Origin of the sequence: Siccirubricoccus sp. G192 (genome assembly GCF_019084075.1) — a bacterium.
Classification (GTDB): Bacteria; Pseudomonadota; Alphaproteobacteria; order Acetobacterales; family Acetobacteraceae; genus G192.
In genome coordinates, this window is the sequence record NZ_JAHREN010000001.1 from 2,655,546 (window position 1) to 2,669,462 (window position 13,917).

The window sequence follows — 13,917 nt, forward strand, 5'->3', positions numbered from 1 at the left end:
CGGCGCATTCGGCTGAAGAGGCGGCATGCTCCGCGCCCTAGTCCTTGGCGCCAGCGCCGGCGGTGGCTTTCCGCAATGGAATTCGGCCGGGACGGGCTGTCTGCGGGCGCGGGCGGGCGATCTGCAGGTTCTGCCCCGGACGCAGACCTCGCTCGCCGTCTCGGCTGATGGCCTGCGCTGGGTGCTGCTGAACGCCGCGCCCGATCTTCGCGCCCAGATCGAGGCCAACCCGGCCCTGCATCCCCGGCCCGCCGCCGGGTCGATCCGCCATTCCCCCATCGCCGCCGTGGTGCTGACCGGAGCCGAGGTGGATACCATCGCCGGGCTGCTGACCCTGCGGGAACGGCACGCCTTCACGCTTTACGGTGCCGATGCGGCGCTGGCGGTGCTGGCGGAGAACCCGATCTTCAACGCGCTTGCCCCGGGCCTCGTGCCGCGCCGGCCGCTGCCGCTGGACCATGAACTGGTGCTGGGTGACGCGGCAGGGGCGCCGCTCGGCCTGGTGCTGGAGGCTTTCGCCGTGCCGGGCAAGGTGCCGCTGTTCCGGGAGGGCGACAATGGCGCCGATCCCGGCCGGGCGGATGATGGCGAGACGATCGGGCTCCGGCTTTCGGCGGGGGAGGGCGGATCGCTGTTCTTCATCCCGGGCTGCGCCGCCATGACCGATGCCCTGCGCGCCCGGCTGCGCGGCGCCGCCTGCGTCTTCTTCGACGGCACGCTCTGGCGTGACGACGAGATGATCCGTGCCGGGGCCGGCCCCAAGACCGGCACCCGGATGGGGCATATGAGCATCGACGGGCCGGAGGGCACGCTCGCGGGTTTCGCGGATCTGGAGGTGCGCCGGCGCATCCTGATCCATCTCAACAACACCAACCCCGTCCTGCTGGCGGACAGTCCGGAACGCGCCATGGTGCAGGCGGCGGGCTGGGAAGTGGCGGAGGATGGCATGGAGATCAGGCTGTGAACGAGGCCGAGCCGCTGTCGCCCGAGGAACTGGAGCGCCGCCTGCGCGAGATCGGCGAGGAACGCTACCACATCCACCATCCCTTCCATCACCTGCTGCATGGCGGCAAGCTGGATCGCGGCCAGGTGCAGGCCTGGGCGCTGAACCGCTACTACTACCAGGCCAGCATCCCGGCGAAGGACGCCTCGCTGGTGGCCAGGCTGCCGACGCCGGAGCTCCGCCGCGAATGGCGCCGCCGCCTGGTGGACCATGATGGCGACGGCATTGCGCCGGGCGGGGTCGAGCGCTGGCTGCGGCTGACGGATGGGCTCGGGCTGGACCGCGACTATGTCGTGTCGCTGCGCGGCTTGCTGCCGGGCACGCGCTATGCGGTGGAGGCTTACGTCAATTTCGTGCGGTTCCGCTCGGTGCTGGAAGCCGTGGCCTCCTCGCTGACCGAGATGTTCTCGCCCAACATCATCTCGCAGCGCGTCGCCGGCATGCTGCGGAACTACGATTTCGTCAGCGAGGCGACGCTCGCCTATTTCACCCCGCGCCTCACCCAGGCGCCGCAGGATGTCGCCTTCGCGCTGGACTACGTGAAGCAGCACGCCCGCACGCGGGAGCAGCAGGAGCAGGTGCTGGACGCGCTGCGCTTCAAATGCGACCTGCTCTGGGCGCAATTGGACGCGCTGCATTTCGCCTATGTCAGCCCCGGCCTGCCGCCGCCGGGCGCCTTCCGGCCGTGCTGACCGCCGCTTCCGTCCCGCGCCTCGCCCGCGGCATGCGGCTGCGGGAGGACAAGACGCGCGGCCGCTGGGTGGTGATGGCGCCGGAACGCATGTTCATCCCGGACGAGACGGCGCTGGAGGTGCTGCGGCTGGTCGATGGTGTGCGCAGCCTGGAGGCCATCGCCGAGATCCTCGCCACCCGCTTCGCCGCGCCGCGTGAGGAGATCCTGGCCGATACCCTGGCGATGCTGGACGAGCTGGCCGGCAAGGGCGTGATCGCGTCATGAGCCCGCACGAGGCCCCGCTGGCGCTGCTGGCGGAACTCACGCATCGCTGCCCGCTGCGCTGCCCCTATTGCTCCAACCCCACCAGCCTGACCCGTCCGGGCGAGGAGCTGGACACCGCCACCTGGGCCCGCGTCTTCCGCGAGGCCGCGGCGCTGGGCTGCCTGCAGGTGCATCTCTCGGGCGGCGAGCCGACCGCGCGGCGCGATATTGCGGAGATCACCCGCGCGGCCAGCGAGGCCGGACTCTATACCAACCTCATCACCGCCGGCGTGCTGCTGAACGAGGCGAAGCTGGGCGCGCTGGCGGCTGCCGGGCTCGACCACGTGCAGCTTTCGGTGCAGGATGCGGAACCCGGCTCGGCCGACCGCATCGGCGGCTATGCGGGCGGACATGCGCGCAAGCTGAGGGTGGCGCGGCTGGTGCATGCGGCGGGGCTGCCGCTGACCCTGAACGCCGTCGTGCACCGGCAGAACCTGGACCGGCTTCCGGCACTGATCGCGCTCGCGCTTGAACTCGGCGCCGGCCGGCTGGAGGTGGCGCATGTGCAGTATTACGGCTGGGCGCTCAGGAACCGCGACGCGCTGCTGCCGACCCGGGCGCAGCTCGAGGCCGCGACCGCGACGGTGGAGGCGGCGCGGCGCGACCTCAAGGGCCGGCTCGTCATCGACTATGTGGTGCCGGACTATCATGCGAAGCGCCCGAAAGCCTGCATGGGCGGCTGGGGGCGGCGCTTCCTGGCGGTCTCCCCCTCCGGCAAGGCGCTGCCCTGCCATGCCGCGGAAAGCCTGCCCGGCTTCGCCTTCCCGAATGTGCGGGAGACCTCGCTGCGCGAGGCCTGGGAAGGGTCCGAAGCCTTCAACCGCTTCCGCGGTACGGGCTGGATGTCCGCGCCCTGCCAGGGCTGCGAGCGGGCGGAGCTGGATTGGGGCGGCTGCCGCTGCCAGGCTTTCGCCTTGACCGGCGACGCCGCCGCCACCGACCCTGCCTGCGCCCTGTCGCCGCGCCACGGCCTGCTGGCCCTGGCGGTGGAGGCGGCGGCCGGGGGCGGCGAGGATTTCATCTGGCGGGAGCCGCAACGTGCCGGCGGCTGAGCCTTGCCCTGGCGGCGGTTCCGCCCAATTCCTTGATTCCTGACAGAACGGAGACGACCCATGCTGCTGCGCTGCGCCACCATGGCCACGGGCGTGATGATGACGGGGGTGGCCTTTGCGGCCGGGCTGGGGCTCGGTGTCGCGGCCGTGGGTGGCGCCTGCTTGGCCCGCCGCGCCATGAAGCAGAGGTCGCAATGGCGGGACGAGGATCGCGCCATGGCGCCGGACGCGCCGGTGCAGCGCGATGACCTCGGCGTCTCCGACGCGATGCCGGGGTAGGCTGCCAGGGCGGTCCTCTCAATCGGGCAGCAGCGCCGTTGCGTCGATTTCCACCTTGGCTTCAGGCTCCACCAGGGCCGCGACCTGCACGAGCGTCATGGGCGGGAAATGCCTGCCCATGGCGGCGCGATAGGCCGGGCCGAGGGCCGGCAGGCTGGCCCGGTATTCCTCCATCTCCACGACATACCAGGTGAGCCGCGCCACATGCTCCGGCCCGCCACCAGCCTCCGCCAGCACCGCCAGGATATTGTGCAGCGCCTGCCGCGTCTGGGAGACGAAATCGGGCGGGAAGTGGCCCCGTGCGTCCCAGCCGACCTGGCCGCCGATCATCACGATGCGGCCGCGCCCCATCATCCCGTTGGTATAGCCCTTGGGCGCCGGCCAGTCGGGTGGCTGCAGGATGGTCAGGCCCGTCACGCGATGCATCCTTCGCTGTTGCCGCTGGCGGATGTGCCCGCAAGCGCCAGGCTGCGCAAGGCGAAGCGTTGCAGCTTGCCGGTCCCGGTCCGCGGCAGGGCCGGCAGGAATTCGATGGCGCGCGGGTATTTATAGGGGGCGATCTCCGCCTTCACATGGTCCTGCAAGGCGTGCACCAACCCGGCTGATGCGGCGACGCCGGATCGCAGCACGACATAGGCCTTCACGATCTGCCCGCGCTCCGCATCCGGCGCGCCGACCACGCCGCATTCCGCGACCGCCGGATGGGTCAGCAGTGCCGCCTCCACCTCCGGCCCGGCGATGTTGTAGCCGGCGGAGAGGATCATGTCGTCGCTGCGCGCCTGGAACCAGAAATAGCCGTCCTGGTCCTGGATATAGGTGTCACCGGTGATGTTCCAGCCGGCCTCGACATAGCGCGCCTGGCGCGGATCATCGAGGTAGCGGCAGCCGGTCGGGCCGCGCACCGCGAGCCGGCCGGGCTGGCCGCGCGGCACGTCCTGGCCGGCCTGGTCCACCACCCGCGCCTCATAGCCCGGCACCGGCAGGCCGGTGGCGCCGGGGCGGATCTCCTGCTCCCGCGCGGCGATGAAGATGTGCAGCATCTCGGTCGCGCCGATGCCGTCCATCAGCGGCAGGCCGGTGGCCGCCTGCCACGCCTCGAAGACTGGCTTCGGCAGCGTCTCCCCGGCGGAGACGCATTTGCGCAGGCTGGAGAGGTCGAAGCCGCCGGCGCGCGCGGCCATGGCGCGCCAGGCGGCAGGGGTCGAGAAGCAGATCGTGGCGCGGTGCCGCTGGATGGCGGGCAGCAATTCCTCCGCGCTGGCCTTCTCCAGCAGCACGGCGCTGGCGCCGACGCGGAAGGGAAACAACGCCAGCCCGCCAAGCCCGAAGGTGAAGGCCAGGGGCGGCGAGCCGATGAAGATGTCGGAGGCTTCGGGCCGCAGCACCTCCCGCCCATAGGTGTCGCAGACCGCCAGCAGGTCGCGGTGGAAATGCAGGGTGCCCTTCGGCTCGCCTGTCGTGCCCGAGGTGAAGCCGATCAGGCAGACATCCTCGGCCGCGGTGTCGCAGGCGGCGGCATCGGGGCTGGCCGCGTCGCAGAGCGATTCCAGCCCGCCATCCCCCCCAGAGCAGGACATGGCGAAGCTCCGGCGCCTGCGTCGCGGCCTGCTGCAATTCCCCGGCCAGGCGCGCATCGCAGAGCGCGTGGCTGATGCGCGCCTTGCGCAGCATCTGGCCAATCTCATGCGCCCGCAGCAGCGGCATGGAAGGCACCGCGACGCCCCCCGCCCGCAGCACGGCGAAGCAGGCTGCCAGCATCCAGGCGGTATTGGCGCCGCGCAGCAGCACCCGGTTGCCGGGCACCAGGCCGAGGCGCCGCAGCAGCACATCGGCGATGCGGTTCACCCGCTCCGCCAGGGCCTGGTAGGTCAGGGTCTCGCCCGGTGTGACGATGGCGGGATGCGTGCCGTGGCCGCAGTGCAGGTTGCGGTCCAGCAGTTCCACCGCGGCATTCAGCCGTGGCGGGTAGCGAAGCTGCGGCAGGGTGAAGCGAAGCTCGGGCCAGGCGTCCCGTGGCGGCAGGTTCTCCGCCGTGAAGCGATCGAGATGCGCGCTGCCCGCCTCGGCACCAGGCCCGTCCATCGCAGCCTCCGTCACACCGCCGTTCAGTCGCCCCTGAAAACCGGGCGCCGCTTCGCCACGAAACCCGCATGCGCCCGGCGGAAATCCTGGGTGGTCATGCAGAGCGCCTGGGCTACCGCCTCGGCCTCGATCGCCTGTTCCACCGACATGGCCCATTCCATCTGCAACATGCGTTTGGTCATCGCATGGGCGAAGCCGGGGCCGGCGGCGATCTCCTGCGCCAGCGCGGCCGCTTCCGCCTCCAGGGTTTCCGGGGGTGCCAGCCGGTTGAAGAAACCCCAGGCGAGCCCTTCCTCGCCCGACATGCTGCGGCCGAGATAGAGCAACTCGCTGGCCCGCCCCTGGCCGATGATGCGCGGCAGGATGGCGCAGGCGCCCATGTCGCAGCCGGCCAGGCCGACGCGGTTGAACAGGAAGGCCACCTTGGCGCGCGGCGTGCCGAGCCGGAGGTCGGCCGCCATGGCCAGAATGGCGCCCGCGCCGGCGGCGATTCCATCCACCGCGGCAATGATCGGCTGCGGGCAGGCGCGTATGGATTTCACCAGCTCGCCGGTGAGCGCCGTGAACTGCATCAGCCCCTTGGTGTCGCGCTCCAGCAAGGGGCCGATGATCTCATGCACGTCGCCGCCGGAGCAGAAATTGCCGCCCGATCCGGCAAGGACGAAGACCCGTGTTTCGCTGTCCTGCGCCGCGGCGCGGAACAGCCTGGCGAGTTCAGCGTAGCTTTCGAAGGTGAGCGGATTCTTCCGCTCTGGACGGTCCAGCGTGACCGTGGCGACACCACCCGCCACCGCAACGCTCAGGTGCCGCGCAACATGGCCGGCGAGCGGGGTCATGGCGGGGCCTCCTGCAAGGCGGCCCGCAAGCCGGCCTTGGCGCGGCCGAGCAGCCGGTGCAGCGTGGCGCGGTCGGCGGCGGAGAGGCCGCCGAGCAGTTCCGCGATCCAACCCTCATGCGCGGCGGACTGGCGCGCGAATTCGCGCCGCCCGCGCTGCGTCAGCCGGAGCGTCTGGGCGCGCCGGTCGGCGGGGCTGGTGCGGCGCTCGATCAGTCCTTCCGCTTCCAGCCGCGCGGCGAGGCCCGTGACATTGCCGTTGCTTACCATCATCCGGCGGGAGATCTCGCCCAGGGTCAGTCCGCTGCCGGCGCGCTCCAACTGCGCCAGCAGGTCGAAGCGGGGCAGGGTGGTTCCGAAGGCCAGGCGCAGCCGCCGGCGGATCTCGGTCTCCACCAGCGTCGTGCAGGTGAGCAGCCGCAGCCAGAGGCGAAGCTCGTCCTTATGGCCTTCCGGCGCGCCGGCCAGCGCGGTTTCGGCATCCACCGACGAGGCCAGGCCCTCGGGCGCGGTCATGCCTCGCCCCCTGCGACGGGAATGGCGGCGCCGTTCACCGCCGCAGCCTCCGGCAGGCAGAGGAACAGCACCGCCGCCGCGACCTCCGCGGGCTGCACCAGCCGGCCCTGTGGGTTGTGCCGGGTCAGTTCGGCCCGCGCCGCGGCCTCGCTGCGGCCGGTCCTGGCCATGATGCGCTCGATGCTTCCCGCGAGCAGCGCGGTTTCGGTGAAGCCCGGGCAGACGGCATTCACGGTGACGCCCTGGCCGGCCACCTCCAGCGCCAGCGCGCGGGTCAGGCCGAGCAGCCCATGCTTCGCGGCCACATAGGCGGTGACATAGGGATAGCCGCGCAGCGCGGCGGTGGAGGCGATGTTGACGATCCGCCCATGTCCTGCCGCCAGCATGCCCGGCAGCACGGCACGGATGACGGCGGCGGCGCCGAGCAGGTTCACCGCCAGCATGCTTTGCCACAGCGCCGCATCGGATCGCAGGAAGGGCGCGCTTTCGGCGGCACCGGCCGCGTTCACCAGCAGATCGCAGGCTGGCAACTCCGGCAGGGGGGCCGCGGTGATATCGGCCGTGACGAAGCCATGCGCTGCGCCTTCCGCGACCGCCTGCCGAAGCCTCGCCTCCCGCCGCCCCAGCACCGTCACTACCGCGCCGGCCGCGGTCAGCGCAGTGGCGCAGGCCAGCCCGATGCCGCTGCCGCCACCGGTGATGAGCGCCTGGCGTCCGGCCAACGGCGCGTCGACCCGACCCTGCCCGGATGCGGTGGCCGCATTCATGGGTGCCCTGGGCCTCCTTGACGTTTGAAGCTTAAAGCATTGCCGACAGCCGGCGCAAAGCCCAATCCTCGTTGCCGCACGGATGGTTGAAGCCTAAACCATTGGGGTCGGCGAGGAGGGTGCGGGATGCACATCGCGGTGATCGGCGGCGGGCCCGCCGGGCTCTATTTCGCGATCCTCATGCGGCGCGACTTCCCGCAGGCCCGGGTGACGGTGACGGAGCGGAACCAGCCCGGCGACAGCTTCGGCTTTGGCGTGGTCTTCAGCGACCAGAGCCTCGACATGATCCGCGAGGCGGATGCGCCGAGCTATCGCGCCATCACTGAAAGCTTCGCCTGGTGGGACGATATCGAGATCCATCTGCGCGGCACGGTGCATCGCATCGGCGGCAATGGCTTCTGCGGCTGCTCCCGGCGGGGATTGCTGCTGCTGCTGCAGGACCGCGCCCGGGCGCTCGGCGTCGAGTTGCGATACGGCCAGGGTGCCGCGCCGGAGGATTTCCCCGATGCCGACCTGATCGTGGCGGCGGATGGTATCAACAGCCCGATCCGCTCCCGCTTCGCCAGCCATTTCCAGCCGGAAATCGACCTCCGCCCCAATCGCTTCGCCTGGATGGGCAGCACCCGCCCCTTCGATGCCTTCACCTTCTTCTTCAGGGAGCGGCCGGAAGGCATCTTCATCGCCCATTGCTACCAGTACGAGGCGCATGCCAGCACCTGGGTGTTGGAAACCGATCCTGAGACATTTGCCCGCGCCGGGCTGGAGGCCATGGACGAGGCCGCAAGCGCCCGCTTCCTGGAAGGCATCTTTGCCGAGGAATTGGGCGGCCACCGGCTCATTACCAACCGCTCGCAATGGCGGCGCTTCCCGGCGATCCGCTGCACCCGCTGGGTGCGGGGCAACATGGTGCTGTTGGGCGATGCCAAGGCCAGCGCGCATTTCTCTATCGGCTCCGGCACCAGACTGGCGATGGAGGATGCGATCGCGCTGCATGCCGCCTTCCGCGCCGGCGGCGGCGTGGCGGCATCCCTCGCGCGCTTCGAGGCGAGCCGGCGCGAGGAGGTGGAGCGCACCCAGCACGCCGCCGATGTCTCGCTGGTCTGGTTCGAGCAGGTCTGGCGCTTCTGGCGGATGCACCCGACATGCTTCGCCTTCGGGCTGATGACCCGCAGCAAGGCCATCACCTGGGACAACCTGGCGCTCCGCGCCCCGGAATTCGCCGCGGAGACGCAGCAGGTCTTCGCCGAGGAAGCCCGTGCCGCCGGCCTCCCGGCCGAGCCCGCGAAGCCGCCGATGTTCCAGCCCTTCCGGCTGCGCGGGATGCCGCTTGCGAACCGCGTCGTCGTCTCCCCCATGTGCATGTACAGCGCGGTGGAGGGCGTCCCTGGCGACTGGCACCTGATGCATTACGGCGCCCGCGCGGTGGGCGGCGCCGGGTTGATCTTCACCGAGATGACGGATGTCTCGGCCGAGGCGCGCATCTCCCCCGGCTGCACCGGCCTCTGGAACGACGCGCAGGAGGCCGCCTGGACCCGGATCACCGGCTTCGTCCATGCGCATGGCGCGGCCCGCATCGCCCTCCAGCTTGGCCATGCCGGGCGGAAGGGCGCGACGAAGCTGATGTGGGAGGGGATGGATCGGCCGCTGGAGGAAGGCGCCTGGCCGGTCCTCTCCGCCAGTCCGCTTCCCTATTTCCCGGACAGCCAGGTGCCGCGGGAGATGTCGCGCGCCGATATGGATGCCGTCACCGCGCAATTCGCCGCCGCCGCCGCCCGCGCGCTCCGCTGCGGATTCGACATGCTGGAACTGCATTGCGCCCATGGCTACCTGCTGGCGAGTTTCCTGAGCCCGCTGACCAACCACCGCAGCGACGAATACGGCGGCAGCATCGGCAACCGCCTGCGCTACCCGCTGGAAGTCTTCGACGCGCTCCGCGCCGCCTGGCCCGCCGAGCGGCCCATCTCGGTCCGCATCTCGGCCACCGACTGGGCGGATGGCGGCATCACCGATGCCGATACCCTTGCCATCGCCCGCGCCTTCGCCGCGCATGGCTGCGACCTGATCGATGTCTCCACCGGCCAGACCGTGCAGGATTCCGCCCCGGTCTATGGCCGCATGTTCCAGCTTCCCTGGTCCGACATGATCCGCAACGAATGCGGCATCGCCACCATGTGCGTCGGCAACATCACCAGCGCCGACCAGGTGAACACCATCCTGGCCGCCGGCCGTGCCGACCTGGTGGCACTGGCCAGGCCGCATCTCACCGACCCCTGCTTCACCTTGCGCGCCGCGGCGCAGTATGCTGTGGGCGACCTCGCCTGCCCGCCGCAATATGCCCCGGGGCGCGAGGCGCTGATGCGCAATGCGGCGCGGGAACGGGAGGAGCTGATGGAGCTGAAGCGCAAGGCCCGGCCGCGAGGCCATATGCCCGCCCCGCTGCCGCGCGCGGCGGAATAGGCCATGCGCATCCTCATCGCCGGCGGCGGCGTCGGCGGGCTGACGCTGGCGCTGTCGCTGCGCGAATGCGGCATCGCCTGCACGGTCTTCGAGGCGGCGGCGGAGGTGCGGCCACTCGGCGTCGGCATCAATACCCTGCCGCATGCGATCCGGGAACTGACGGCGCTCGGCCTGCTGCCGGCCCTGGATGCGGTAGCGATCCGCACGCGCGAGTTGCGCTACCTCAACCGCTTCGGCCAGGAGATATGGGTGGAGCCGCGCGGCACCTGGGCCGGGCATGACGTGCCGCAATTCTCCATCCATCGCGGGCGGCTGCATGAGGTGCTCTGGCAGGCGGCCGAGGCCAGGCTGGCCGGAGCACTGCGGCCCGGCCACCGGCTGGCCGGCTACACGCAGGATGCCGACGGCGTCACTGCCCGCTTCGCCCGCGCCGATGACAGTCTGGTGGAGGAACGCGGCGATGCGCTGATCGGCGCCGATGGCATCCATTCCGTGCTGCGCGGCCTGCTGCATCCGGCGGATGGCGGCATTCGCTGGCAGGGCATCCAGATGTGGCGGGGTGCGCTGGACTGGCCGGATTTCGAGGGCGGCGACGGCATGGTCATCGCCGGCGACATGGCGGAGAAGCTGGTGCTCTACCCGATCGGCCCCGGCAGCACGCCCGGCACGCGGCTGACCAATTGGGTGGTCTGCGCCAGGCTCGGCGATGGCACGCAGCCGCCGCCCCGGCGCGAGGACTGGTCGCGTGCCGGCAGGCTTGCGGATGTGCTGCCGCATGTCCGGCGCTTCCGCATCCCCTTCCTGGATGTCGAGGCGATGGTGCGCGCCACGCCGCAATTCTTCGAATACCCGATGTGCGACCGCGACCCGCTGCCCTGGTGGACGCAGGGGAGGGTCACGCTGCTCGGCGATGCGGCGCATCCGATGTATCCGGTGGGCTCGAACGGCGCCTCGCAGGCGGTGCTGGATGCGCGCTGCTTGGCATCGCTGCTGGCCAGGTTGCCGGCGCCTGGGGCGCTGGCGGCCTACGAGGCGGAACGGCGGCCGAAGACCACGGAAATCGTCCACAGCAACCGCCGCGGCGGACCGGAGCGGGTGGTGGACGTGGTCAGCGAGCGCGCGCCGGAGGGTTTTACGCGGATCGAAGCGGTGATCGCGCGGGAGGAATTGGCGGCCATCGCCGGGGGCTATGCGCAGATGGCGGGCTTCGCCGTCACGCGCTAATTCCCGGTCCGGTCATGGGAGGAATGCGTGATGGACGGGCAGGGCGAGATCCGGGTGGAGTTGCGGCAGCGGCCGGAGGGTGGCGAGGATGCCCTCGTCACCATCGCGCATGAGCGCAAGCTCAATACGCTGAATGCCGGGCTGATGCGGAGCCTCATCGCCGCCATGGCGGAGCTTGCCGCGAAGCCCGACCTGCGCGCTGTGGTGCTGACCGGTGCCGGCGGCAAGGCTTTCGTCGGCGGCGCCGATATCGGCGAGATGGCGACCATCACGGATGGCGCCGGCGGCCGCGCCTTCATCGAACTGGTGCATGGCTGCTGCCGCGCGATGCGGGACTGCCCGGTGCCGGTGATCGGCCGGATCAATGGCTGGACCCTGGGCGCCGGGCTGGAACTCGCCGCCGCCTGCGACCTCCGCATCGCCGCCGAGGGCGCGCAATTCGGCATGCCGGAAGTGCGCGTCGGCATTCCCTCGGTGGTGGAAGCGGCGCTGCTGCCCGGACTGATCGGCTGGGGCCGCACCCGCCGCCTGCTGCTGCTGGGCGAGACCTTCACGGCGGCGGAGGCGCTGGGCTGGGGCTTCCTGGAACGGGTCGTGCCGGCGGCTTCGCTGGATGCGGCGGTGGAGGAATGGCTGGCCCATATCGGCGCGGCGGGGCCGCTGGCGATCCGCAACCAGAAGGCCCTGATCCGGCAATGGGAGGACCTGCCGCTCGGCAAGGCCATAGCCGCCGGCATTCCCGCCTTCGCCCGGTCCTGGGAGAGCGACGAGCCGCAGCGCCTGATGCGGCATTTCCTGGATCGCCCCCGCCACCGCTGAAGCGCCGGGCCGCATAAGAAGACCCGCCGTTGCGCAATGAACGGCGGGGGTGCCGCCTTGCCAATATATCGCCTTTCTTTGAGGCGATTGGCGCCATCATGGATCCCATATTGAGTGGTCCATGACCATGCGGCGCGGATGCTTCCGGAGGCGGGGGATCTTGTGGCGGACCTGAAGGTGCTGAGGGTGCAAGGACTTGCTTCGGCCGTCCCGGTCCAGCCCGCGACGGACCCGCCCCCCGGGCTGGATGGGCTGGGGCGCGGCTGGCGCATCCTGCGGAAATGCCGGCTCGGGCATGGCGAGGGCCTGCCCCTGGCGCTGCTGCATCCTTCGATCGGCGTCGCCTTGCTGGACCTGCTGCCGGGCCGTACCGAGGGTGCGGTCGAGGCGCTGCGGGCGCGGCTCGACCTGGCGCGGTTTCCAGCGATCTTCCCGGGCCATCTGCCGGTGGTGCATCTGCGCCTCTCGCCGCGGGAGTTGGAGACGCTGCAGGGCCGGTTGGAAGCCGCCTTCGCCGCGGTGCCGCCGCTCAGCCTGGCGGGCGGCGATGCCTGGGTCGGCGCTGTCGCCCGCGCCCTGATGACCGAGCCGGCGGTGCCCCGGCTGCAATCCCGGCGCCTGCGGCGGCGTGGCCGCTCCGCCGGTCGTCACCGGCTTGCCGGCGGCGCGGTCCTGGCGGCGGTGGGGTTGGCAGTGCTGCTGGCGGTGGCCGGCGGGGGGCGGCCCACCCCGCCAGCAGCCCCCGCCACGGATGCTACCGGAATGAGCGCGAGCCTACCTGCTGCTGAGGCGCCCGCCGCGCCGCCCGGAGGGCAGGCAGAAGCACCGGCCCCCGTGGCGCCGCAGGCAGTGGCGCCACCGCTGCCGAGGGTGCAGGTGGAGGCACCGAACTCCGTGATGCCGCCGGTGGAGGCTGTTGTGCCTGCCCCACCACGGCTGGTTCCTGTATCGCCGCCCAGGGTGCAGGTGGAGGCACCGGCGCCTGTGGCGTCCCAGGCCGCTCCCCCGCCGGCCACTCAGGCCGAAGCCCCATTGCCGGATTCGGGGCCGGCACGCATCTCCCGCCCGGTGGAGCTGCGCCCCTATGTGCCGCCCCGGCGTGGCGCTGCCAACGAGGCAGCACCCCGCACGACTGCGCCCGGGTTGCCGCCCATCGCCGCCCGCCGCGCCGCGCCAGCCATCGAGCCGGAGGAGGCGACCGCGAAACCGCCCCCGGCACCGCCGCCACGCCCGGCCTATCCGGAGGCCAGCCGGCGGCCGGCGCTGCCGCCCATTGCCGCCCCAGCGCCATTGCCACCCATCGCCATGGCCCAGGAACCGCCCCCCGAGCCGCTGGGGCTGCGCTGCCGGCGGATCGTGCAGCTGGTCGGGCAGGGGGTGCTGCTGCCGGAAGGCGAGTTGCGCTTCTTCCAGCAGGCCTGCGTGCGCCGGTAGGTCAACCGGGCGGCGGCAGGAATTCCACCTCGTATTCGCTGGCGATCCGCACCACCTCGCCGGGGTCGGCGACATTGTGGATGCGGGTGAACAGCTCATAGAGGCCGCGGCTCGGCGCCACCCAGAACAGCGCCCGCACCGGCTGCCCGGATTTGTTGAAGATGCCGTGCGGGAGGCCCATGGGCAGGCGGATCAGGTCGCCGATGCCGGCGAAGCGGGTCTGGCCGTCCAGGAACAGCTCGAATTTGCCGTCGAGCATGTAGATGAACTCGTCCTGGGTGGCATGGACGTGGGGCGGCACGAAGGTGCCGTCGGGGAAGAGCGTCTCGAAGGCGAAGGACGCCTCGGAATGCTGCATGGGCTTGTAGGTCTGGCCCAGGATGTTCCAGACAACGCCGCCCTCGCCCTCGCCGGCCCGGGTGATCCCGGCGGTCATCTTCGGCTTGGCCACT

General features: G+C 71.2%; 15 protein-coding genes and 1 pseudogene. 9 read left to right on the top strand and 7 right to left on the bottom strand.

Annotation, left to right across the window (positions count from 1 at the left end; all coding sequences use genetic code 11):
- Positions 1–25 precede the first annotated feature (25 nt).
- Genes pqqB through KSF81_RS12690 form a run of 5 tightly spaced genes read left to right on the top strand, consistent with a single transcriptional unit; the run spans position 26 to position 3,331 of the window.
- A complete protein-coding gene (gene pqqB / locus KSF81_RS12670; RefSeq protein ID WP_217379285.1) occupies positions 26–964 on the top strand; it encodes a pyrroloquinoline quinone biosynthesis protein PqqB in 939 nt (312 codons plus the stop codon).
- Positions 961–1,695: a pyrroloquinoline-quinone synthase PqqC gene (pqqC, locus tag KSF81_RS12675; RefSeq protein WP_217379286.1), complete on the top strand. Its 735-nt coding sequence runs from the start codon at positions 961–963 to the stop codon at positions 1,693–1,695. The genes pqqB and pqqC overlap by 4 nt, the downstream gene beginning before the upstream one ends.
- Complete coding sequence (pqqD, locus tag KSF81_RS12680) at positions 1,689–1,961, top strand: pyrroloquinoline quinone biosynthesis peptide chaperone PqqD (protein ID WP_309139551.1); 273 nt, start codon at positions 1,689–1,691, stop codon at positions 1,959–1,961. Before pqqC ends, pqqD begins: the two co-directional genes overlap by 7 nt.
- Positions 1,958–3,052 (top strand): pyrroloquinoline quinone biosynthesis protein PqqE, encoded by a 1,095-nt coding sequence (gene pqqE / locus KSF81_RS12685; protein WP_217379288.1) that lies wholly within the window; start codon positions 1,958–1,960, stop codon positions 3,050–3,052. Before pqqD ends, pqqE begins: the two co-directional genes overlap by 4 nt.
- A 60-nt stretch (positions 3,053–3,112) precedes the next feature.
- The gene (locus KSF81_RS12690; RefSeq protein WP_217379289.1) at positions 3,113–3,331 is read left to right on the top strand and encodes a hypothetical protein; all 219 of its coding nucleotides are present in this window, start codon (positions 3,113–3,115) and stop codon (positions 3,329–3,331) included.
- An 18-nt stretch (positions 3,332–3,349) separates the two neighbouring features.
- Here the strand turns inward: KSF81_RS12690 and KSF81_RS12695 are convergent, their stop codons facing one another.
- From KSF81_RS12695 to KSF81_RS12715, 6 genes and pseudogenes are all read right to left on the bottom strand, one after another.
- Positions 3,350–3,748: a RidA family protein gene (locus KSF81_RS12695; RefSeq protein WP_375293325.1), complete on the bottom strand. Its 399-nt coding sequence runs from the start codon at positions 3,746–3,748 to the stop codon at positions 3,350–3,352.
- Complete coding sequence (locus KSF81_RS12700) at positions 3,745–4,908, bottom strand: AMP-binding protein (protein WP_309139552.1); 1,164 nt, start codon at positions 4,906–4,908, stop codon at positions 3,745–3,747. The genes KSF81_RS12695 and KSF81_RS12700 overlap by 4 nt, the downstream gene beginning before the upstream one ends.
- Positions 4,909–4,969: 61 nt before the next feature.
- Positions 4,970–5,413, bottom strand: a pseudogene (locus KSF81_RS31465) (AMP-binding protein); the annotation flags it as partial.
- 23 nt (positions 5,414–5,436) lie between these two features.
- The gene (locus KSF81_RS12705; protein ID WP_217379291.1) at positions 5,437–6,249 is read right to left on the bottom strand and encodes an enoyl-CoA hydratase family protein; all 813 of its coding nucleotides are present in this window, start codon (positions 6,247–6,249) and stop codon (positions 5,437–5,439) included.
- Positions 6,246–6,764, bottom strand: coding sequence for a MarR family winged helix-turn-helix transcriptional regulator (locus tag KSF81_RS12710; RefSeq protein WP_217379292.1), 519 nt, complete (start codon positions 6,762–6,764; stop codon positions 6,246–6,248). Before KSF81_RS12710 ends, KSF81_RS12705 begins: the two co-directional genes overlap by 4 nt.
- Complete coding sequence (locus KSF81_RS12715; RefSeq protein WP_254453501.1) at positions 6,761–7,531, bottom strand: SDR family NAD(P)-dependent oxidoreductase; 771 nt, start codon at positions 7,529–7,531, stop codon at positions 6,761–6,763. The genes KSF81_RS12710 and KSF81_RS12715 overlap by 4 nt, the downstream gene beginning before the upstream one ends.
- A 126-nt stretch (positions 7,532–7,657) precedes the next feature.
- On the opposite strand from KSF81_RS12715, the gene KSF81_RS12720 reads away from it, so the two are divergent.
- From KSF81_RS12720 to KSF81_RS12735, 4 genes are all read left to right on the top strand, one after another.
- Complete coding sequence (locus KSF81_RS12720; protein ID WP_217379293.1) at positions 7,658–9,988, top strand: bifunctional salicylyl-CoA 5-hydroxylase/oxidoreductase; 2,331 nt, start codon at positions 7,658–7,660, stop codon at positions 9,986–9,988.
- A gap of 3 nt (positions 9,989–9,991) precedes the next feature.
- A complete protein-coding gene (locus KSF81_RS12725; RefSeq protein ID WP_217379294.1) occupies positions 9,992–11,212 on the top strand; it encodes a flavin-dependent oxidoreductase in 1,221 nt (406 codons plus the stop codon).
- Between the two features lie 30 nt (positions 11,213–11,242).
- The gene (locus KSF81_RS12730; RefSeq protein WP_217379295.1) at positions 11,243–12,031 is read left to right on the top strand and encodes an enoyl-CoA hydratase; all 789 of its coding nucleotides are present in this window, start codon (positions 11,243–11,245) and stop codon (positions 12,029–12,031) included.
- 114 nt (positions 12,032–12,145) lie between these two features.
- A complete protein-coding gene (locus KSF81_RS12735; RefSeq protein ID WP_217379296.1) occupies positions 12,146–13,465 on the top strand; it encodes a hypothetical protein in 1,320 nt (439 codons plus the stop codon).
- A gap of 1 nt (position 13,466) precedes the next feature.
- Here the strand turns inward: KSF81_RS12735 and KSF81_RS12740 are convergent, their stop codons facing one another.
- Positions 13,467–13,916 (bottom strand): cupin domain-containing protein, encoded by a 450-nt coding sequence (locus KSF81_RS12740; RefSeq protein ID WP_309139553.1) that lies wholly within the window; start codon positions 13,914–13,916, stop codon positions 13,467–13,469.
- Position 13,917: the final 1 nt, after the last annotated feature.